Here is an 18,811-nt window from a genome sequence, read left to right as displayed (position 1 = left end):
GAATACAGGTAGGGTCGTGGGACTTTCGACCGACAGATGGGAGTACGAACCATGACCGACCAACTCACGTTCACCAACCCCGTCACCCGCCACCCCAGGATCGAGCCGCCGAAACAGCACCAGCCCGAACCGGGGCTGGACGCCGACCTCGTCCCCGCCGCCGACATCGGCGCCACCGGCTACCGCGGCACCGGACGCCTGGAAGGACGTAAAGCGCTGATCACCGGTGCCGACTCCGGCATCGGCGCGGCCACCGCCGTCGCCTTCGCCCGCGAGGGTGCCGACGTCGCCCTGGCGTTCCTCCCCGAGGAGGAGCAGGACGCCCGGCGCGTCGCGGACCTCATCGAGGCCGAGGGGCGTCGCGCCGTCCTACTGCCCGGCGACCTGGGCGACAAGGCGTACTGCGCCGACCTCGTGGAACAGGCCGTGGCCGGCCTCGGTGGACTGGACGCCCTGGTGAACAACGCCGGACGCCAGATCACCGTGCCCTCCTTCGAGGAGGTCACCGATGAGCAGTGGACGAGAACGTACGACGTGAACGTCCACGCCATGGTCCGGGTGACCAGGGCGGCGCTGCCGCACCTGGGTCCTGGGGCGACGATCGTGAACTCCACGTCGATCCAGGCCTACGACCCCTCGGACCACATCATGGACTACGCCTCGACCAAGGCGGCGATCAACAACCTCACCAAGAGTCTGGCCACCCAGCTGGCCCCGAAGGGGATCCGCGTCAACGCCGTGGCCCCGGGGCCGGTGTGGACGCCGTTGCAGGTGTCCGACGGGCAGCCGCAGGACGCGTTGCCGGGCTTCGGCCATGGCACCCCGCTGGGACGCGCCGGCCAGCCGGTCGAGCTCGCCCCCGCCTATGTGTTCCTGACCTCGCAGGAGTCCAGTTACGTGGTCGGTTCCACCCTCCACGTCAACGGCGGACAGATGACCCCGTGACGCACAACCACACGAAAGGACCCGAACGATGAAACTCGACACAGTCCGCGGCCTCAGCGATGCGCAGGGCCCCTTCACAACCCTCTACCTGGAGGGACGTGCCGCCTCCGAGGACGCGGCGAAGGAACTACGCCTGCGGTGGGACGCCCAGCGTTCCTCCCTCGCCGACGCCGGAGCCGGCGAGGAAACCCTCGCCACCATCGACGATGCCCTGTCCGGCCCCGACGTCACCGAGGTGCAGACCGACGGTCGCGTGATCGTCGCGCACCCGGGCGGCGTCCTGCTCGACGAAGCATGGGACGCCCGCGCCGGCACCGGCGACGACTCCGTCTTCGGCGACATCCCCGAACTGTCCGCTTATGTGCGCGAACGTGCACGCGCGGTGCGCGTCCTGCTCGCCGTCGTCGACCAGACGGGGGCCGTGGTCCGGCGCCTCGTGGCGACCGAGGACCGCAACCTCGACGAGAGCGGTCACGACGTCGTCGACGCCAGCAGCGACGAGCCCGTCCGCAAGCCCCGGCAGGGGGCGTTGTCGCACAACCAGATCCAGCGCCGCGCCGACGAGGCCGTCAAGCAGAACGCCCGCGGCGTCGCCGACCACCTGGAGGCCACGGCACGCTCCTGGCGTCCGGACGTCCTGGTACTGGCCGGTGAGACGCAGGGGCGCGCCGCCGTCCGCGGTGAACTGGGCACCGAACTCGCCGCGATCGTGCAGGAGACCGACGAGGGCGGCCTCGCCGAGGCGTCCGGCGACAACGCCGGCGAAGCCCTCGACCGCGCCGTGGGCACGATCGCCAGCGACGTCGCCGCAGGCCACGCCCTGGCACAGACCGAACGTTTCGAGGAGGCCCGGGCCCGCGGGCGCACCGCCGAGGGCGTGCACGCCGTGGTCGAGGCCGCCGGCATGGGCGCGGTGGAGACCGTGCTGCTCAACTACGACGTCCCGACCACCGGGGAGAGCGAGATCGTGGTCAGCTGCGCGCAGGTCGACGCCGATGCCGCGCTGATCGACGCAGAGGTCACCGACGGCATCGCCGCCGTTCTGCGCTTCGAGGCCCCCGAGGAACTGGGACGTTCGGAGTTGAACGGATGACCCAGGTCGAGCCGGGCTACGTCACCCGGCTCTGGCGCCAGGTCACCAGTCCGGAAGGCTCCACGGCCGCGCTGCAGATCGCCAAGTGCGTGATCGCCGCGACCGGGGCCTGGTGGATCTCGGTGACCTTCCTCAACACCAGCTTCCCCTTCCTCGCCCCGTGGGTGGCGCTGCTGACCATTGACGCGACGGCCTACCGCACCCTGTCGCGTGGGGTGCAGTCCACCATCGCCTCGCTGCTGGGCATCGGCGTGGCCTTCCTCGTCGGCCACCTGCTCGGCGTTTCCGTGTGGACGTACGCCCTGGCACTGCTGGTGGGGCTGGTCCTGGCGCGTCTGCCGTGGATCCGCGACGAGGGTGTCACGGTCGCCACGATGTCGATCTTCATCCTCAGCGACGGTTTCTCCGAGCAGCAACAGCAGTTCGGCGACCGCATGATGGAGATCGTGGTGGGCATCCTCGTCGGCGTGGTGGTGAACCTGCTGGTCCTGCCTCCGCTGCGGGACCGTCAGGCATCTCGCTACGTGGACAGCGTGAACCGCCGGATGGGGTCGGTGCTGGAGAACATGGGCGAGGAGTTCGCCTCGTCCTGGGACACCAACCACGCCGACGACTGGATCCGGGAGACCGACTCGATCAACGAGGAACTCAACTCCGCCTGGTCGGTGGTGCGTTTCGCCCGGGAGAGCCGACGCGCCAACCCGCGGTCCTACCTGGACCGGCTGCGCCAGGCCCGCGCCCGCGGGCAGGAGACCCCCGATCCGGAGGACGCCAGCTGGGAGGACATCCTGCGCCGCGCCGGTGAAGGCGTCTCGCACCTGCGCAACCTCGCCCGGACGCTGCGTGAGGCGTCCTACGCCGAGGGCGAGTGGGACACCCGCTTCCGTGAGGAGTGGGCCTCCGTGGCGCGCGACTCCGGACGGGCCGTCGCCGACCCGGATGCCGAGGTCGAGCCCTTGTCGACGCGCCTGGAGAACCTCACCGAGGAGCTCTCGAACGACGAGAACCTGCCGACCATCCACTGGCCGGTATACGGCACGATGATCACCGGCCTGCAGCACATCGTGGAGATCGTGGACGACGTTGCCTCCTCACGGGAGGCCCGCGCGCCCAGCTGAGGTCGCCGCGTGTTCGATTCCTCTGCTGTTTGTTCGAACACCGAAATTTTCATGTCCGTGTCCGGTGCGATGATCTGTCCAGTCCTTCGAGGAGAGGACGCCCCACCGAGACAGAGAGACGTGTCACCATGACCACGAACTTCCAGCCCCAGCCGTTCCAGCCCGAACCCTTCCAGCCTGAGCAGCCTGCGCAGCCCGCCAAGAAGCCCTTCTACAAGAGGATCTGGTTCATCGCCCTCGCCGTGGTCCTGGTGATCGGCGTGGCCGTGGCCGTCACCGGTGAGGACGACGAGACCACCACCGCCAGTTCCACCGAAACCACCCAGGTGAGCCCAGTGACCCCGGTTGCTGATGAACCGGTCGTCGACGAGCTGACGGACGAGGACGCCGCGCCCGAGGCCACGGAACCTGTCGTCGAGGAGGCTGTGGAAGAAGATACGGCACAGGACGCTGCACAGGACGCCGGCGGGGACGTCCCGCGCGAGTTCGACTCGGCGCTGCGTAAGGCGACGACGTACTCCGACATGATGCACATGTCCAAGGCCGGCGTCTTCGACCAGCTGACCTCGGAGTACGGCGAAGGCTTCTCCACCGAAGCCGCCCAGTACGCGGTGGACAACGTGGAGGCCGACTGGAACGCCAATGCCCTGGAGAAAGCACGGACCTACCAGGACACCATGGCCATGTCCCCGACCATGATCCACGAGCAGCTCGTGTCCGAGTACGGCGAGAAGTTCACCGTCGAGGAAGCCGACTACGCCCTCGCGAACCTGGAGAGTTAGGCTGCCGCTCTGTTTGGGGGGCTTTCGGCATATCGCAATAACAGTTATGCTTCCAGCACCACTGAGCGCCCCGGCGCTCAACCCTCAATCTCGCCAGGAGCTCAGCTGTGTCGTCCCGCCACCACCGTCCCGAGCGGGGCCGAAGGCTCCTCGCCGCCAGCCTCGCCGCCGCCCTGACCACAGGGGCCGTCGGGGCCGCACCAGCTTTCGCCGATTCCAGCCTCCCCGGTTCAGGCGCAGGATCAGCAGGTAGCTCGATGTTCGGTTCGGTGGCTGGCTCGGTGTCTGGCTCGGTCTCGGTGGTCGATGACCTTATTGCCGATGCCAAGCAGCAGGTCTACAACATCACCGATTCCGAATTCGTGCGCACTCCCCTGGCGAATGCGATTCTCGGGCGCACTTCTTCACCGGTGGTGGTGCTGGGCGCGCAACTGCAGGACGACTGCTCGGCACCGCAGGTGCTCGAGGACCGGTTGGACGCCGCGGCACGTCTGTTGAAGGAGCACCCGGAGAATCCGGCGATCCTCACCGGCGGAGTCACTGTCGAGGACTGCGAGAGTGAGGCAGCGGTCATGGAGGCCGGTCTGAAGGACCGCGGTGTCGACAACGACATCATCCTCGAGGAGGACTCGTGGAACACCCTGCAGAACGTGGAGAACACCGCCGGGACGATCAAGAAACTCGGCGGGACCGCGATCGTGGTGACCTCGGACCCCCACTACCTGCGGGCGCTGAAGAACTACCGTGACGCCGGCCTCCGCGCCTTCGGCTACGTCGGCGGCATCGGCTGACCGTCGACCCCCGTCAGTCCAGCATCTCCACGGTGACACGGTCCTCCGACACCAGGCAGCGGAACTGCGTCCCGTCATCGCGGGCCCCCTGGGTGACCTCGACGCCCTCGATGTGTTCGCTGAACACCTGCCCGTCGACGATCCAGCGGTCGGCGTCCGTGTCCGGTCGGGCGTCCCACAGGTCCAGCTCGGCGTCCTGCCCGTAGCCGGTCTCCCAGCGGACCTCCTCGCTGCAGTGTTCCCGCGCACCGGACTCCCCCAGCCCACCGGCGCGCGTCTGGTAGCTCTGCAGGAACCACCACAGGGCCACACCGCCGACCACCGCGACCAGGACGATCACGGTGACGGCGGTGAGGAGAACTCTACGGTCAGGCGTCCTGCTCATCCTTGACCCCGGCCGACGAACCGTCTGAAGTACCGGCCGCGTCCTTGCTCATGTCACGCGCATCGATGCGCAGCACCAGGGCCAGGACGAACACGATCACGGCGATGCCCGCACCGAAGTAGAACGCGATGTGGACACCGTCCACCAGGGCACCTATCGGCTCAGCCGCGGACGAGCGCGAGGAGCCGATGCCCATCACGGCGATGAACAGTGCAGTACCCGCCGCCGCAGCGAGCTGCTGCAGAGTGTTCAGGATCGCCGAACCGTGGGAGGAGATCTTGTCCGGCACGGCGGCCAGCGCGTTCGACATCAGCGGGGTCATCATCAGCGACAGGCCGATGTTCAGCACCACCGCGACGGCGGCGAGGTACCAGAAGGTCTTGTTCTCGTCGAGCATCAACAGCATGACCATTGCCGCGACGAGCAGTGCACCACCGGGGATGATCAGCGGGCGGGTACCCACACGGTCGTAGAGCCGGCCGACGATCGGACCCATCGCACCCATGATGATGCCGCCCGGCAGCGTGACCAGGCCGGTCTGCAGCTCGGAGAGACCCAGCACCGTCTGCCCGAAGATCGGCATGATGATGATGAAGCCGAACAGCGAGCCGAAGGACAACAGCATCAGCGTCATCGACAAGATGAACTCGCGGATGCGCAGGGGCTCGGTGTTCATCAGCGGGGCTCGGTGCTCCCCTGCGGCCTGGGCACGCATCAACATGCCCTGGCGCCGGAAGAAGACAACGAGCACGAGCGCACCAATGACCAGGCACACCACGGCGACGGTCGGGAAACCTTCGGCCGCAGCGGACAGGCCGGACAGGCCGTAGATCGTGGCGGCGAAACCGACGGCGGACAGACCCACGGACAGCAGGTCGAACGGCGGGCGGCTGGGCTCCTGGAAGTTACGGATCTGCCAGATACCCATGATCAGGGCGAGCACGGCCAGCGGGATCATGACGATGAAGATCCAGCGCCAGCTCAACAGCTCCAGGACGAGGCCGGCGAACGTGGGGCCGAGGGCCGGGCCCACGGCGATGACGATGGTCACCAGACCAAAGACCGAACCGCGCCGCTCCACCGGGATGAGGATCATGATGGTCGTCATCAGCAACGGCATGATCAGGGCGGTGCCAGCCGCCTGCAGGACGCGGCCGACCAGCAGGATGGCGAACGCCGGGGCCACGGCGGCGAGGATGGTGCCGGCGAGGAACAGCGACAGGGCGATGATGTAGATCGACCGGAGGGTCAACCGTTGCATCAGATAGCCGGTGGTGGGGATGACCACCGCCATGGTCAGCATGAACACGGTCGTCAGCCACTGGGCGACGTCCTCGGTGATATCGAACTCGCGCATCAGCGTGGGCAGCGCGTTCGACAGCGCGGTCTCGTTGAGGATCGCGACGAAAGCCGCCGCCACGAGAATTCCGATGAGCAGCCCGACGTTCACGCCCTGGTTGGCGGGACGGGTGCCCGTGTTCTGTGCTGCGGACATCGCTCCTGAGTCTGGTCCTGAGTCTCGTCCTGGGTGTGGATCGGTGTGTGCCATGGGGTTCCTCCCGGGGTACTGCACGACGAGGCCACACACGGGTGGTGTGGGATCGGTCGTCGGTGGGCTGTGGCGGCAGATCACACGCCACAGCACTCTGCACGGGTCATAAGGCAAGCAAAAAGACCCCCTTGCGATCGGAGGTCTCGTATGCGTTATCCGGGATGTCGGGCTCTATGGCAACGAAATACACCGCGCCCGTGCACTAGCCCTGCCATCTTAGAGGGGGTCGGTGACCCGTGCAACCTGGGTCTGACCACACATGACGTCGGTCAGCGGTCGGTCAGCGGTCGGTCGTAGAACCGTCCGTAGCTTCGGCATCGGACGCGTCTGAAGGCTCGTCGGAGGACTCGGACGCAGCGTCCTCGATGCTCTTCGCGTCCCCGGCGCCGGACCCCTCACCGGGGGTGATCTCGCCGGCGGACCCGCCGCCGAGTTCCGCACGGATCTGCTCCAGACGCGAGGCCGCTGCCATGTCACGCCCGCTGGTCTCGATCTCGGCCATGCGCCCGCGCACACTGTTCTCGGTGAGCTCCTGGGCACCGAGCGCATTGGCGTAGCGCGACTCGATCTTGTCGCGGACGCTATCGAGGGTAGGCACACTGTCGTCCGCCTGGATCCCCTGCATGGACTCCAGCGCCTGGTTGGAGCTCTCCTGCATCTTGGCCTGATCGACCTGGGCGCGCAGCTGGTCGATCTGGCCCATCTGCTCCTTGAGCCGGACCTCGGACTGCTTCTGCTGCTGCTGTGCCTGCTCCGCGGCCTGGGTGGCCTGGGCGTGCATCGTCTTGGTGTCCTCGATCTCCTGCTCCACGGTGACGAGCTGGGTAGCGAAGATCTCCGCGGTATTGGTGTACTCGCCGGCGGCGGCGGAGTCCCCCTCCGACGCGGCCTTATCAGCCTGCTGGAGGGCGGTGCGCGCGTTGTTCTGCAGCTTCTCCTGGTCCTTGACCAGCCGATTCAGGGTCATCTCCAACTGGTTGCGGTTGCCGATGATCCGGGCGGCGGACTCGGTGACCTCACGGTGCTGCTTCTTCGCCGCCTCGGTAGCCTGCTGGATCTGAACCTTCGGGTCGGCGTTCTCCTCGATAGTGGTGTCGAGGGACTGCATCAGGTACTTCCAACCCTTCGAGAAGGGATTCGCCATGGCGGCACTCCTAACGTTGTCTTCCGCGGTCTAAAACTGTCTTCGCACGGCGCGTGTCCGGTCCATCCCCAGCATAAAGGGTTTTCCGTCTGCCCGTCCCGTAGGACGGTTACCATCGGTGAACATGACTACAACCGCCGCCTGCATCGAAGCCACCTCCGCCGGGGCCGACCTCACAAAGGGCACCATCACCCGCCGCGACCTGCGCGCGGACGACTGCCTGCTCGAGATCCGCTGGTCCGGCATCTGCCACTCCGACATCCACACCGTCAACGGCGACTGGCCCCACGAGAACTTCCCCCTGTCCCCGGGACACGAGATCATCGGCACCGTCCTGGAGACCGGTGCCGACGTCACGAAGTACTCCGTCGGCGACACCGTCGGCATCGGCTGCATGGTCGACTCCTGCGGCGAGTGCACGTCCTGCGCCGACGGCGAGGAAAACTACTGCCTCGAGGGGCTGATCGGCACCTACAACGGTGTCGACCGGCACGACGGCAGCATCACCCAGGGCGGCTACTCCACCCACATCGTGTGCCGCGAGGACTTCCTCATCCGTATCCCCGAGCTCCCCGGCGGCATCGACGGCGACACCATGGCCGCGATGACTCCCCTGCTCTGCGCCGGAATCACCACCTACTCCCCCCTGAAGCACTGGGGTGTGGGCCCCGGCTCCCGCGTTGCGGTAGTCGGCATGGGCGGACTCGGCCACGTGGCCGTGAAGATCGCCGTCGCCCTCGGCGCCGAGGTCACCGTCTTTTCCCACGGCCTATCAAAGAAGGAGGACGGCCTGAAGTTCGGCGCGTCCTCCTACGTTGCGACCGGCGGCGATGCCGCCGACACCTTCCACAAGGACCACGCCGACGAGTTCGACCTGATCCTCAACACCGTCTCCGCCGTCCTGCCGATCCACCGCTACATCAGCATGCTCGCCGTGGACGGCACTCTGGTCATGCTCGGTCTCCCCCCGGAGGGCATGAACATTCGCACCGGACAGCTCGCTCGCCGGCGGCGCAGCGTCGCCGGCTCGAACATCGGCGGCATTTCCGAGACCCAGGAGATGATCGACTTCTGCGCCGAACACGGCATCACCGCCGACATCGAGCTGGTCTCCGCCGACAACGTCAACGAAGCCTACCGGCGCGTCCTGGGGTCACAGGTGCGCTACCGCGCCGTCATCGACGCCCGCACCATCTAGCTAGCCGTTCTGCTGCTGCTCGGCGACCTTCTTGCGCACGTCGTCCATGTCCAGGCCCTCGACCTCGCCGATGAGGTCGGTGAGGGCCTTGGGCGGCAGCGCGCCGGCCTCGCGGTAGACCAGGATGCCGTCGCGGAACGCCATCAGCGTGGGGATCGACTGGATCTGCAGGGCGGCGGCGATGTCCTGGTTCGCCTCGGTGTCGATCTTTCCGAAGGTGTAGTCCGGGTAGTCCTCGGACACCTTCTCGTAGACGGGCCCGAAACGCTTGCAGGGACCGCACCATTCGGCCCAGAAATCGAGCAGCACAATGCCGTCGCCCTGGATGGTGTCCTGGAAGTTCTCGCTGGTGATCGTGGTGGTGGCCATTGCCGTACCTTCCTCACTGTTCTGGATCTGTTCTAGATCAGTTGTCGAGTCTGTCTCCCCGGGTTCAACGTCACGTCCGGCCGGACGTATTCCCCGCGGGGTTCCTCGCCCCACGGTACCGGGGACCGGGGCGCAACGTCACGGCTCCGCTGAACCGCCTGCGGCGGCCCAGGCGTTCCGATAATGTCTGGGAACATGACTACTCACCCCACCGGCACCTACAAGCTGTGGAAGAAGCTCAACGGCACCGCACCGGCCCGTGGCCTGTTCTCCCTCGGCTTCAGCCTGAAGGCACCGTACTTCCGGACCGTCTTCCCCCGCATCCGCGTGTCCGAGCCCGGGCGTGCCGTCGTCCGCATCGGCGACTGGTGGGGCGTGCGCAACCACATCGGCACCTTCCACGTCATCGCCGCGCTCAACGGGGCGGAGGCCGCGATGGGCATGCTCTGCGAGTCCAGCGTGCCCACCACGCACCGCTGGCTGCCGCGCGGCATGCGCGCCGACTACCCCACCAAGTCCTCCGGCGGACTCACCGTGACCGCCACCGCGGACTTCCCGGACTTCTCCACGATCACCCGTGAGACCGGCGGCCAGCTCGTCACCGTGGACATCGCCCTGATTGACGATGCCGGCAATGAACCCGTGCACGCCGAGATCGACGTGTGGCTGTCGGCGAAAAAGAGCTGATCACCAGTCCGTAAGCCAGTGTCCGAGCAGGAAGGCCACCACGGCCAGCACGGCCATGGCCACCACTGAGATGACGCCCGGCAGCACGCGGCCCCCACGCAGCAACCCCACTGCGTCCACCGAGGCGCTGGAGAAGGTGGTGAAGCCACCGCACAGGCCCGTCCCGACCAGGGCGATCAGCCACCAGCTGTCCGTGAGCCCGTAGAGCGCGCCCAGCACCAACGAGCCCACGGTGTTGATCACCAACAGCCCGAGAAGCAGGTCGCTGCGGGAGCGACGCGAGATTGCCGCGTCCAACCGCCACCGCAGCCACGCACCGGAGCCGCCGCCGAGAGCGACGAGCAGCGCCGCGACGAGGGACACTTCGCCGGTCATGCGGCCGCCCTCCCGTCACCGGGCACCAGGCGTTCGCCGCACCACAACCCCGCGCGTGCAAGCAGCAGCCCCAGAACGACCGTGCCAACAAGGTAGACGACGGGCCCGAGCATGCCCCCGGCGTCCTGTACGGTCGCCGCGGCGATCGCCGAGTAGGACGTGAACCCGCCCAGCAGGCCCGTGCCGAGGGTGAGTCGGACGCGCGCGCGGCGTCCCGGGGAACCGTTGCGTCCGACGTCCCGGACGAACGGCAGCACCCCGACGAGCATGCCCATGGCGAAGGCCCCTACCTGGTTCACGACCAGGAGGGGCCACAGGGAACCGGCCACGCCGGTATCCACGGTGAACGTCCAGCGCAGGAACGCGCCCGCCGCTCCCCCGGCGAACACGAGGAGACCGGCGGCGCGCGCGCCGTGCTCCGTACTAGGACCAGACGTCACAGAAGTCATGTCCGCGATGCTAGGCCACCGCGGACGATTCGTCAGGCGGTCAGGAGTTCTTCGTGGCCGAGATGTCGAAGTTCAGCTTGATCTTCTCGGACACCAGCACGCCGTCGCTCTTCAGCGGGGCGTTCCAGGTCAGGCCGAAGTCGGTGCGGTTGATCTCGGTGGAGCCCTCGAATCCCACGCGGCTGTTGCCCCAGGGATCGGTGACCTCGCCGTCGAACTCGAAGTCCACGGTCACCGACTTGGTGACGTCCTTGATGGTGAGGTCGCCGGTGACCAGGAGGTGATCGTCGCCCTTGGCCTCGACCCCGGTCGAGGTGAAGGTGATCGTGGGGTAGGTCTCGACGTCGAAGAAGTCGGCGGACTTCACGTGGCCGTCGCGGTCGGCGTTGCGGGTGTCCAGCGAAGCCGCCTGGATCTCCACGGAGATCGAGGCGTTGCCCAGACCCTCGTCCGTGGTGGCTGTACCGGTGAAGTCGGTGAAGGAACCGCGGACCTTGGTGACCATTGCGTGACGGGCGATGAAGCCGATCTCGGAGTGTGCGGGGTCGATGGTGTAGCTGCCGGCGAAGTCGTTGATGCTGCTCATGATGATTTTCTCCTTGGTGGGGTGCGTTACGAACGCCAGCGTAGGCCGATGTAGTTGATGTGTCAACTACCCAGGCGTTGTGGTTCAATGGATCTCATGACGAACGGCAAGACTGCACCGACAGCACCCTGGCTCTCCGAGTCCGAACAGCACCTGTGGCGCTCGTGGCTGTCCGTGGCACGGCGCATGGACTCCGCACTGGCGCGCGACCTGCAACGCGACACCGGACTGTCCATGGCCGACTACGAGGTTCTGGTGAACCTGTCCGAGGCCCCCGAGTACAAGATGCGTATGGCGGTGCTCGCCGACCGGCTGACCTGGGACCGTTCGCGACTGTCCCATCAGATCACCCGCATGATGAAACGCAGCCTGCTGGCGAAAGAAACCTGCAACTCCGACGGACGCGGGGCCTTCGTCGTCCTCACCGACCAGGGCTTGTCCACGATCCGCGACGCCGCCCCCTCCCATGTGGCGTCCGTGCGCCGACTCATGTTCGACGTGCTCGAGGACGGCCAGGCCGCTGACCTGGACGCCATCCTCACCACCCTCTCCAGGCAGTTCGAGGAGTAATCCCTCCTAGACTCCCCTACTAGACTCCCCTGCTCAGGTCCGAGAACTTCGAGTAGTGCAGCTGGTGGGCGACCTGCACGGTGCCGATGGGGCCACCGCGGTGCTTCGCCAGGATCAGGTCGGCCTCGCCGGCCCGCTCGTGATCACGGTTCTGCGCGTCCGGACGGTTGATCAGCAGGACGATATCGGCGTCCTGCTCCAGCGAACCGGACTCACGCAGGTCGGACACGCGCGGTAGCGCGTCGTCGCCACGGGACTCAACACCACGGTTGAGCTGCGAGATCGCGACCAGGGGGACGTCGACCTCCTTGGCCAGCAGCTTGAGCTGACGGGAGAACTCTGACACCTCCTGCTGACGTGACTCGACCTTCTTGCCCGAACTCATCAGCTGCAGGTAGTCGACCACGATAAGACCCAGGTCATGCTTCTGCTTGAGCCGGCGGGCCTTCGCCCGGATCTCCGTCATCGTGAGGTTCGGCGAGTCGTCGATGTAGATCGGGGCATTCTCGATCGCCGTGACCCGCTGGGTCAGCTTGTCCCACTGCGAGTCGACCATCTTGCCGCCACGCATCACGGACAACGGCACCTCGGCCTCCGCGGAGAATACGCGCATCATCACCTCGGACTTGCTCATCTCCAGCGAGAACAGCACGGAGGCACGGTTCTGCTGGACCGACACCGAGCGCATGAAGTCCATGGCCAGGGTGGACTTGCCCACACCGGGACGGGCCGCGACGATGATCATCTGCCCGCCGCGCAGACCATTGGTCATCTCGTCGAGCTCGCTGAACCCGGTCATCACGCCTTCGCCCTGACCGTCCCCGCTCTCCAGGGCGTCCAGCTCGTCCATCGTGGACTCCAGCAGGTCCTGGAGCACCATGTAGTCCTCCGAAGCGGACTCATTGGTGATGTTGAACATCTCCTGCTGCGCGCGATCCACCACGCTCTCCAGCTCATTGCCCTCCAGGCCGGAGTAGCCGAACTGCACGATCCGCGTGCCGGCGGACACCAGACGGCGCAGGACGGCCTTCTCGGAGACCAGGTCGGCGTAGTAGCCCGCATTCGCCGCCGTGGGCACCTTCGACGACAACTCGTGGAGATACGGTGCCCCACCCACGCTGTCCAGGAGGGCGTTGTTGTCCAGACGCCCGGCGAGGATCACCGGGTCGACCTCCATGCCCTCTCCGTAGAGCTCGAGCATCGTCTCGTAGATCGTGCGGTGGGCCGGCCGGTAGAAGTCGTCCGGACGCAGCCGCTCCACGACGTCGGCGATGGCGTCCTTGCTCAGCATCATGCCGCCGAGGACGCCCATCTCCGCCTCAGTGTTCTGCGGCATCTGCCGCGGCTCTGCGAAGGCACCTCCGTCGTTGGACGCTCCGCCGCGTCGGCGGTAGCCGCCCTGTCCCCCGCCCTGGCTGCCACCCGAGGCTCCGCCGCGCGCTGCGCCTGGGGCGTCCTGCGGCGGAGGCCCGTCCCACTGGTCGGGCTCCGGCGGCAGCGGCACGGCCCCTGCATCGTCGGCGAAACTGTCCCGTGCCCGTTCCGGTGTACTCATGCCCAAGAGTCTAGCCCCTGGGGGCGGTATTCCCCGAGGGCGTTCTCCAGCCTGTGCACAACGCCGACAGAGCCCTTGGCGCGGGAGTTATCCACAGGACGTGTGCATGACTTGTGCACTGAATGTGTGGCTGGAGACGAACTGCCTGTTCGGCCTGTGGACAACTTGTGGACAAAGATCGCCCTGACCTGGGATTATCTGCGTCCTTGCTGGTCACAGAGGTGTTAGACCGAATTATGGGCATCGACGTCCAGTGGACAACTCCGGTTGTTGCAGGCCAGAACCACGCCCCTGAGCAAAAGACGAGGTCAGAGGGAGGGTCGATAGAGACATATTTAGCGGATTTTTCGGGGGAGTTATCCACAGTTGTCCACAGGCCTGCGGAACACTGTGCACAACGCGCACACGCCCCAGCACACCCCAGCCCACTGACCGCCCCCGGACATGCCGAAGGGCCCGTCGACCGGTCGTCATGACCGGGCGCGGGCCCGTCGAGCTGTGCTGTTGTCTTACAGATGGTGGCGTTCGTCGCCAACGTCGCGGGGAGGCCCGGGCATCACGGACATCGTGGACACGAACCGGTTGTCTAGGCCGGCACGCCCCGGGTGTCTAGGCCGGGGGTGTCCACAGGTCCACTCGGGGCTCCTGCAGCGCTATGGCGAGCGGAGAACTACTTCTCTGCGACGACCTTGAAGTTCAGTGACGCGACAACCTGCGAGTGCAGCTTCACGTCGACGTTGTAGGAACCGGTCGCCTTGACGTCACCCTGATCGAGGACGATGGAGCGCTTGTCCAGATCGCGTCCGCCAGCAGCCTTCACGGCGGCGGCGACGTCCTCGGCAGTGACAGAGCCGAACAGCTTGCCCTTGTCCGAGGTGCGCACGGTGACCGTGACGTTGTTCAGGCGATCGATCTCGTCCTTGACCTCGCGAGCGTGGTCGAAGTCGCGGATGACCTTGTCCTGCTGTGCACGGCGGATGTTCTCCACCTGACGCTCAGCGCCACGGGTGGCGGTGATGGCGTAGCCGCGCGGCAGCAGGAAGTTGCGTCCGTAGCCGGCCTTGACCTCGACGATGTCACCAGGGACACCGAGGTTGTCGACGGCGGCAGTGAGGATCAGCTTCATGATCCGTAGCCTTTCATGGTTTCGGTAGATCCCGGAGGATCTGGGGTTGACTCACACGACAGATCAGAACGGCGGTTCGTCGCCGCCATCGAAACCGGACTGCGGAGCGGAGTTCCACGGGTCATCGTCCGACGCGGCGTTACGCCCGCCGAACCCACCCTGACCACCGGTGTTACCACCGTTGAAGCCCTGGTTGGATTGACCACCCTGATTTCCCTGCTGACCACCGAAACCACCCTGGCCACGGTTACCACCGAAGCCACCCTGGTTACCGGCCTGGCCGCCGCCCTGCGGGGCCTGCTGGCCACCGAAGTTCCCACCCTGACGGGGGGTCTTGGTGACCTGGGTCGTGGCGTACTTCAAGGACGGACCGACCTCGTCGGCCTCGACCTCGAACACGGTGCGCTTCTCGCCCTCGCGGGTTTCATAGGAGCGCTGCCGCAGACGGCCATTGACGATAACCCGGTCACCCTTGGTGAGCGAGTTCGCCACGTTCTCGGCCGCCTGGCGCCACACGTTGCATTGGAGGAACAGCGCTTCGCCGTCCACCCACTGGTTCGACTGGGAATCATACCGGCGCGGCGTGGAGGCCACTCGGAAGTTCGCGACGGCGGAACCGCTGGGGGTGTACCTCAGCTCGGGATCCGCGACGAGATTTCCGACGACGGTGATCGGGGTGTCTCCCTGTGCCATGTCAGTTTCTCCTGTCAGTCAGTATCAGTCGGTGTCGGTTCGACGTTGATGCAGATGTCGTGAAGACGCCTACTTGGCGTCCTTGCGCAGCACCTTCGTGCGCATGATGATCTCGTTCAGGTTCAGAACGCGGTCGAGCTCCTGGACGGTGGCCGACTCACAGTTCAGGTCGACGACAGCGTAGATGCCCTCTTCCTGCTTGTTGATCGGGTACTCCAGGCGACGCTTGCCCCAGATATCAACCTTGTCGACCGTACCGTTTTCCTTGCGGACCGTCTCGAGGAACTTGTCCAGGGACGGGGAAACGGTGCGCTCATCCTGTGACGGGTCGATGATAATCATCATCTCGTATTGACGCACGGACCTCATCACCTCCTGTGGTCTAGTGTTTTTTCGGCCGTATCCGGGAATGGATGCGGCAGGAGGGTTCGTTGCGTCAGCAACCTGATCAGGATACACGCCACACCCCATTCACCCAAGTCAGGCGGGGCCCGCGGTAGCCCAGAACACGGCGATCAACACGGGAATCAGGGTGATGAACACGATCGCGGCACCGAACAACCCCCACACCACCGCCGGACGGCGTTTCGCCATGAAGCTGGCGAAGGAACCGCCGAACAGGAGGAATCCGATGAAGACGCTGCCCATCGTGACCAGCAGCTCTGTACTGGACATCAGAGGTTATTGAGGAAGTCGTCGATCATCCGGCCGATGTCGGTGTCCTGACCGCCGCCATTGCCTGTGTCGTCGCCGGTGTCCGGTGCGGTGTCGGCCGAATCAGCGTCGGAGTCATCGTCGTCGCCACCGGTGCCGGCGGAGGCCTCGTCACCGGCGGACGACTCGCCTCCACCCGTTCCCGAGGAACCGGCCTGCGGATCCTGGACCACCGGGACAGAGCCGCTGAACTGCTCGATCGGGTCATTGACGAGCGCCTCGTCCATGTAGCCCTGCCAGATGTCCGACGGCGACTGTGAGCCGTACATCGAGCCGCCATAGCGCGCATCGACCAGCGGCTGGCCGTCGGTGTCGCCGATCCACACGGCCGTCGCCAGCTGCGGCGTCGAGCCGATCATCCAGGCGTCCTTGTTCTGCCCGGTGTCACCCAACTGGGCGGTACCGGTCTTCGCGGCGCTGGGGCGTCCACTCGCCAGCGAGTGGTTGTTGGAGTAGGCGGCGATCGGGCCCATGGCCGCGATCACCTCGTCAGCCACCTCGGGCTGAACGACCTGCGTGGACTCCATGTTGGTGTTGTCCAGCAACATCTCGTCCTCGGAGGTCTCGACCTTCCAGACGAAGTGGGCCGGGATGTACTGACCGTGGTTGGTCAGGGTCGCCAGCGCGGACGCCATGTCGATCGGGCGGGACTGGTACTGGCCCAGGGTGATGCCCTCGTAGGGGGTACCGCCGTCCTCGCGCAGGGTCTCGCCGATACCCGGCAGTTCCTCGGCAACGCCGAGGCGGTGCGCCATGTCGGCGACGTCCTGCGGGCCGTTGTTCAGGTCGCGCGCCACGCGGATGAAGGACGTATTCAGCGAGCGCTTGAGGGCCTCGGCCATCGAGCAGCTACCGCAGGACGCACCCTCCACGTTGTTCACCTCGGTCGCACCGGTGGTGACGGGGGAGGAGTCGTAGTTCGTCGAGGTGGGAATGCCCTGCTCGACCGCGGCGGCCATGGTGAAGATCTTGAAGGTCGAACCGGTCTGCAACCCGGCGTTCGCCCAGTCGAGGCCCGTGGGATCATCGCCGCCGTAGTAGGCGCGCACCCCACCGGTGTTGGGGTCGACCGACACACCCGCCGAGCGCACGGTGTCCGCCTGCGACTCCATCACGGAGTGCACGTTCTCCACCATGGCGCGCTGGTGATCGGCGTCGATGGTGGTGGTGATCTTCAGGCCGCCGGTGTTCACGGCCTCCTCGGTGATGCCGTTGGCGTTGAGCTCGGCGAGCACCTGGCTCTTGATCAGACCGTTGGTACCCTCCGCCACGGATCCGGAATCCACCTGGGCGGGGTCGATGACCTCGGGGTAGACCATCTCATCGCGTTCTTGCTGGGAGATCGTGTTCATGTTGAGCAGGCCATCGGCGACGTAGTTCCACCGCTCCTCGGCCTCGGGACGGTTCGTCCACGGGTCGAGCTGGCTGGGTCGCTGAATCGACGCGGCGAGCACCGCGCCCTCCGAGGGGCTGAGCTCCTGGATCGGCTTGTTGAAGTAGGCGCGCGACGCCGCCGAAATGCCGTAGGCGTTACGTCCGAAGTAGATGGTGTTGAGGTAGGCCTCGAGGATCTCGTCCTTCGACCATTCCCGCGACATCTTCGACGAGATCACCAGCTCCTTGCCCTTACGGACCAGGCTGCGCTCGTCGCCGACGACGGCGTTCTTCACGTACTGCTGGGTGATGGTCGAACCGCCGCCGGCGTCCTCACCGGTGAGCTGGCCGAGCGCGGCGCGTCCGAAACCGGTGACGGAGAACCCGGGGTTGTCGTAGAAGTCGCGGTCCTCCGCGGCGAGGACGGCGTCCCGCACGTGCTCCGGGATCTCCTCGATGTCCACGTTCTGGCGGTTGCCCTCCGGCGGGACGATACGAGCGAGCTCGGTGGTCCCGTCGTTGGCGAAGATCTGGGAGATCTGGTTGTTCACCAGTTCTTCCGGCTGCGGCACCTTCGTCACCGAGTAGGCGGCGAAGAACGTCACCAGCGGTATCACGATGAGCACGGCCAGGACTGCCGCCACGGAAGCGAAAAGACGGCCCCACACCGGCTTGCGCGTGCGGGTGCGCTGACGCTTCGTGGAGTCGTTGGAGTTGGTCGAGTCGTTAGTCACGTGGCTGTTCTCTCCGTACTGGAATTACCGGCACCGTACATGTCTTCCCTGATCAGATGGTTCCATCCGCAGCGCAGGCAGACCTCCACCGTGTGGACAGCCACCCCGCTCCCGGATCCTCCGGCAGGGTCCGCGTCGCCGTGGTCCTTAGCAGACCGCGCGACGCCGTCAGGAAACAGGGTAGCGAGGATAGCGCTGATCTCCGAAAGACTACGCGCCGTTCCGGACTTTTCCCCCATTGCCGCACCGTGGACCCACATGCTCTCGCGCAGATCCTCCGCCCCGCAGACCGGGCAGGGCCGGCCGGCGCGCACGCCGAGGACCTCGGCGGACGACCGCAGGCCGCGGTCGGCGTCGCAGACGTCCGCGCGGCGACGTTCGCCGCGACGCAGGGAGCGGAGCGTCCTACGGCGGTCGAGGTCGTGGGAGACGGTGTGGACGGGTTGCACGGTGGTCGACATGATGCGGCCATCCTATCCCGCGCCCCGGACATGGCGAACCGGAAGCGGTGAATCGGTCAAGACCCGGTGTTGACCGGTCAAGTACCACTTCACCCCACGTCAGGCAGTGT

At 66.3% G+C, this 18,811-nt stretch carries 22 protein-coding genes; 8 read left to right on the top strand and 14 right to left on the bottom strand.

Going from position 1 to position 18,811, the window contains the following annotated elements; genetic code table 11:
- Positions 1-51 precede the first annotated feature (51 nt).
- The 5 genes from ACT3SZ_RS04110 to ACT3SZ_RS04090 all read left to right on the top strand — a co-directional run bounded on the left by ACT3SZ_RS04110 (position 52) and on the right by ACT3SZ_RS04090 (position 4,729).
- Positions 52-945, top strand: coding sequence for an SDR family oxidoreductase (locus ACT3SZ_RS04110; protein WP_444616913.1), 894 nt, complete (start codon positions 52-54; stop codon positions 943-945).
- A 28-nt stretch (positions 946-973) separates the two neighbouring features.
- On the top strand, positions 974-2,038 hold the full coding sequence (locus tag ACT3SZ_RS04105; RefSeq protein WP_444616911.1) for a baeRF2 domain-containing protein: 1,065 nt from the start codon (positions 974-976) through the stop codon (positions 2,036-2,038).
- A complete protein-coding gene (locus ACT3SZ_RS04100; RefSeq protein ID WP_444616909.1) occupies positions 2,035-3,156 on the top strand; it encodes an FUSC family protein in 1,122 nt (373 codons plus the stop codon). The genes ACT3SZ_RS04105 and ACT3SZ_RS04100 overlap by 4 nt, the downstream gene beginning before the upstream one ends.
- A gap of 128 nt (positions 3,157-3,284) precedes the next feature.
- Positions 3,285-3,938, top strand: coding sequence for an Ltp family lipoprotein (locus tag ACT3SZ_RS04095; protein WP_444616907.1), 654 nt, complete (start codon positions 3,285-3,287; stop codon positions 3,936-3,938).
- Between the two features lie 107 nt (positions 3,939-4,045).
- Positions 4,046-4,729 carry a YdcF family protein gene (locus ACT3SZ_RS04090; protein WP_444616905.1) on the top strand — a complete coding sequence of 228 codons (684 nt, stop codon included), beginning with the start codon at positions 4,046-4,048 and terminating at the stop codon, positions 4,727-4,729.
- A gap of 13 nt (positions 4,730-4,742) precedes the next feature.
- Here the strand turns inward: ACT3SZ_RS04090 and ACT3SZ_RS04085 are convergent, their stop codons facing one another.
- The 3 genes from ACT3SZ_RS04085 to ACT3SZ_RS04075 form a co-directional block, all read right to left on the bottom strand.
- Positions 4,743-5,114, bottom strand: coding sequence for a hypothetical protein (locus ACT3SZ_RS04085; RefSeq protein WP_444616903.1), 372 nt, complete (start codon positions 5,112-5,114; stop codon positions 4,743-4,745).
- Entirely contained in the window at positions 5,098-6,609 is a 1,512-nt protein-coding gene (locus ACT3SZ_RS04080; protein WP_444616901.1) for an MDR family MFS transporter, read from the bottom strand. Before ACT3SZ_RS04080 ends, ACT3SZ_RS04085 begins: the two co-directional genes overlap by 17 nt.
- Positions 6,610-6,946: 337 nt before the next feature.
- On the bottom strand, positions 6,947-7,810 hold the full coding sequence (locus ACT3SZ_RS04075) for a PspA/IM30 family protein (RefSeq protein ID WP_444616899.1): 864 nt from the start codon (positions 7,808-7,810) through the stop codon (positions 6,947-6,949).
- Positions 7,811-7,934: 124 nt separating this feature from the next.
- Between ACT3SZ_RS04075 and ACT3SZ_RS04070 the strand changes: the two genes are divergently transcribed.
- Complete coding sequence (locus tag ACT3SZ_RS04070) at positions 7,935-9,008, top strand: NAD(P)-dependent alcohol dehydrogenase (protein WP_444616897.1); 1,074 nt, start codon at positions 7,935-7,937, stop codon at positions 9,006-9,008.
- Here ACT3SZ_RS04070 and trxA read toward each other — a convergent pair whose 3' ends face one another.
- The gene (trxA, locus tag ACT3SZ_RS04065; RefSeq protein ID WP_444616895.1) at positions 9,009-9,377 is read right to left on the bottom strand and encodes a thioredoxin; all 369 of its coding nucleotides are present in this window, start codon (positions 9,375-9,377) and stop codon (positions 9,009-9,011) included.
- Between the two features lie 195 nt (positions 9,378-9,572).
- Between trxA and ACT3SZ_RS04060 the strand changes: the two genes are divergently transcribed.
- Positions 9,573-10,064 carry a hotdog fold domain-containing protein gene (locus ACT3SZ_RS04060; RefSeq protein ID WP_444616893.1) on the top strand — a complete coding sequence of 164 codons (492 nt, stop codon included), beginning with the start codon at positions 9,573-9,575 and terminating at the stop codon, positions 10,062-10,064.
- On the opposite strand, the gene ACT3SZ_RS04055 is transcribed toward ACT3SZ_RS04060, so the two are convergent.
- Genes ACT3SZ_RS04055 through ACT3SZ_RS04045 form a run of 3 tightly spaced genes read right to left on the bottom strand, consistent with a single transcriptional unit; the run spans position 10,065 to position 11,474 of the window.
- Positions 10,065-10,439: a fluoride efflux transporter FluC gene (locus tag ACT3SZ_RS04055; protein WP_444616891.1), complete on the bottom strand. Its 375-nt coding sequence runs from the start codon at positions 10,437-10,439 to the stop codon at positions 10,065-10,067.
- A complete protein-coding gene (locus ACT3SZ_RS04050; protein WP_444616889.1) occupies positions 10,436-10,888 on the bottom strand; it encodes a FluC/FEX family fluoride channel in 453 nt (150 codons plus the stop codon). Before ACT3SZ_RS04050 ends, ACT3SZ_RS04055 begins: the two co-directional genes overlap by 4 nt.
- 40 nt (positions 10,889-10,928) lie before the next feature.
- Complete coding sequence (locus ACT3SZ_RS04045) at positions 10,929-11,474, bottom strand: YceI family protein (protein ID WP_444616887.1); 546 nt, start codon at positions 11,472-11,474, stop codon at positions 10,929-10,931.
- Positions 11,475-11,570: 96 nt separating this feature from the next.
- Between ACT3SZ_RS04045 and ACT3SZ_RS04040 the strand changes: the two genes are divergently transcribed.
- The gene (locus tag ACT3SZ_RS04040; RefSeq protein WP_444616885.1) at positions 11,571-12,044 is read left to right on the top strand and encodes a MarR family winged helix-turn-helix transcriptional regulator; all 474 of its coding nucleotides are present in this window, start codon (positions 11,571-11,573) and stop codon (positions 12,042-12,044) included.
- 19 nt (positions 12,045-12,063) lie between these two features.
- Here ACT3SZ_RS04040 and dnaB read toward each other — a convergent pair whose 3' ends face one another.
- The 7 genes from dnaB to ACT3SZ_RS04005 form a co-directional block, all read right to left on the bottom strand.
- Positions 12,064-13,599 carry a replicative DNA helicase gene (gene dnaB / locus ACT3SZ_RS04035; RefSeq protein WP_444616884.1) on the bottom strand — a complete coding sequence of 512 codons (1,536 nt, stop codon included), beginning with the start codon at positions 13,597-13,599 and terminating at the stop codon, positions 12,064-12,066.
- A 670-nt stretch (positions 13,600-14,269) separates the two neighbouring features.
- The gene (rplI, locus tag ACT3SZ_RS04030) at positions 14,270-14,725 is read right to left on the bottom strand and encodes a 50S ribosomal protein L9 (protein WP_444616883.1); all 456 of its coding nucleotides are present in this window, start codon (positions 14,723-14,725) and stop codon (positions 14,270-14,272) included.
- Between the two features lie 63 nt (positions 14,726-14,788).
- On the bottom strand, positions 14,789-15,418 hold the full coding sequence (locus ACT3SZ_RS04025) for a single-stranded DNA-binding protein (protein WP_444616881.1): 630 nt from the start codon (positions 15,416-15,418) through the stop codon (positions 14,789-14,791).
- A gap of 69 nt (positions 15,419-15,487) precedes the next feature.
- Entirely contained in the window at positions 15,488-15,787 is a 300-nt protein-coding gene (gene rpsF, locus ACT3SZ_RS04020; protein WP_301442409.1) for a 30S ribosomal protein S6, read from the bottom strand.
- Between the two features lie 111 nt (positions 15,788-15,898).
- On the bottom strand, positions 15,899-16,093 hold the full coding sequence (locus ACT3SZ_RS04015; RefSeq protein WP_444616879.1) for a hypothetical protein: 195 nt from the start codon (positions 16,091-16,093) through the stop codon (positions 15,899-15,901).
- Positions 16,093-18,240 carry a transglycosylase domain-containing protein gene (locus tag ACT3SZ_RS04010; RefSeq protein WP_444616877.1) on the bottom strand — a complete coding sequence of 716 codons (2,148 nt, stop codon included), beginning with the start codon at positions 18,238-18,240 and terminating at the stop codon, positions 16,093-16,095. The genes ACT3SZ_RS04015 and ACT3SZ_RS04010 overlap by 1 nt, the downstream gene beginning before the upstream one ends.
- Entirely contained in the window at positions 18,237-18,701 is a 465-nt protein-coding gene (locus ACT3SZ_RS04005; RefSeq protein WP_444616875.1) for a DUF5318 family protein, read from the bottom strand. Before ACT3SZ_RS04005 ends, ACT3SZ_RS04010 begins: the two co-directional genes overlap by 4 nt.
- Positions 18,702-18,811 lie beyond the last annotated feature (110 nt).

Origin of the sequence: Corynebacterium sp. AOP40-9SA-29 (assembly GCF_052377405.1) — a bacterium.
In the GTDB taxonomy this organism is placed as follows: Bacteria; Actinomycetota; Actinomycetes; order Mycobacteriales; family Mycobacteriaceae; genus Corynebacterium.
Note: the sequence above shows the minus strand (reverse complement) of the source record. Positions and strands in the feature narration are given on the sequence as shown.

What these genes read in the sequence shown, in the direction of transcription:
- ACT3SZ_RS04015 (WP_444616879.1), bottom strand. Translation starts at nt 16,093, where the DNA reads ATGTCCAGTACAGAGCTGCTGGTCACGATGGGCAGCGTCTTCATCGGA.
- ACT3SZ_RS04100 (WP_444616909.1), top strand. Translation starts at nt 2,035, where the DNA reads ATGACCCAGGTCGAGCCGGGCTACGTCACCCGGCTCTGGCGCCAGGTC.
- trxA (WP_444616895.1), bottom strand. Translation starts at nt 9,377, where the DNA reads ATGGCCACCACCACGATCACCAGCGAGAACTTCCAGGACACCATCCAG.
- ACT3SZ_RS04105 (WP_444616911.1), top strand. Translation starts at nt 974, where the DNA reads ATGAAACTCGACACAGTCCGCGGCCTCAGCGATGCGCAGGGCCCCTTC.
- ACT3SZ_RS04075 (WP_444616899.1), bottom strand. Translation starts at nt 7,810, where the DNA reads ATGGCGAATCCCTTCTCGAAGGGTTGGAAGTACCTGATGCAGTCCCTC.
- rplI (WP_444616883.1), bottom strand. Translation starts at nt 14,725, where the DNA reads ATGAAGCTGATCCTCACTGCCGCCGTCGACAACCTCGGTGTCCCTGGT.
- ACT3SZ_RS04080 (WP_444616901.1), bottom strand. Translation starts at nt 6,609, where the DNA reads ATGTCCGCAGCACAGAACACGGGCACCCGTCCCGCCAACCAGGGCGTG.
- rpsF (WP_301442409.1), bottom strand. Translation starts at nt 15,787, where the DNA reads ATGAGGTCCGTGCGTCAATACGAGATGATGATTATCATCGACCCGTCA.
- ACT3SZ_RS04050 (WP_444616889.1), bottom strand. Translation starts at nt 10,888, where the DNA reads ATGACTTCTGTGACGTCTGGTCCTAGTACGGAGCACGGCGCGCGCGCC.
- ACT3SZ_RS04060 (WP_444616893.1), top strand. Translation starts at nt 9,573, where the DNA reads ATGACTACTCACCCCACCGGCACCTACAAGCTGTGGAAGAAGCTCAAC.
- ACT3SZ_RS04040 (WP_444616885.1), top strand. Translation starts at nt 11,571, where the DNA reads ATGACGAACGGCAAGACTGCACCGACAGCACCCTGGCTCTCCGAGTCC.
- ACT3SZ_RS04025 (WP_444616881.1), bottom strand. Translation starts at nt 15,418, where the DNA reads ATGGCACAGGGAGACACCCCGATCACCGTCGTCGGAAATCTCGTCGCG.
- ACT3SZ_RS04005 (WP_444616875.1), bottom strand. Translation starts at nt 18,701, where the DNA reads ATGTCGACCACCGTGCAACCCGTCCACACCGTCTCCCACGACCTCGAC.
- ACT3SZ_RS04110 (WP_444616913.1), top strand. Translation starts at nt 52, where the DNA reads ATGACCGACCAACTCACGTTCACCAACCCCGTCACCCGCCACCCCAGG.
- ACT3SZ_RS04085 (WP_444616903.1), bottom strand. Translation starts at nt 5,114, where the DNA reads ATGAGCAGGACGCCTGACCGTAGAGTTCTCCTCACCGCCGTCACCGTG.
- ACT3SZ_RS04095 (WP_444616907.1), top strand. Translation starts at nt 3,285, where the DNA reads ATGACCACGAACTTCCAGCCCCAGCCGTTCCAGCCCGAACCCTTCCAG.
- ACT3SZ_RS04045 (WP_444616887.1), bottom strand. Translation starts at nt 11,474, where the DNA reads ATGAGCAGCATCAACGACTTCGCCGGCAGCTACACCATCGACCCCGCA.
- ACT3SZ_RS04055 (WP_444616891.1), bottom strand. Translation starts at nt 10,439, where the DNA reads ATGACCGGCGAAGTGTCCCTCGTCGCGGCGCTGCTCGTCGCTCTCGGC.
- ACT3SZ_RS04070 (WP_444616897.1), top strand. Translation starts at nt 7,935, where the DNA reads ATGACTACAACCGCCGCCTGCATCGAAGCCACCTCCGCCGGGGCCGAC.
- dnaB (WP_444616884.1), bottom strand. Translation starts at nt 13,599, where the DNA reads ATGAGTACACCGGAACGGGCACGGGACAGTTTCGCCGACGATGCAGGG.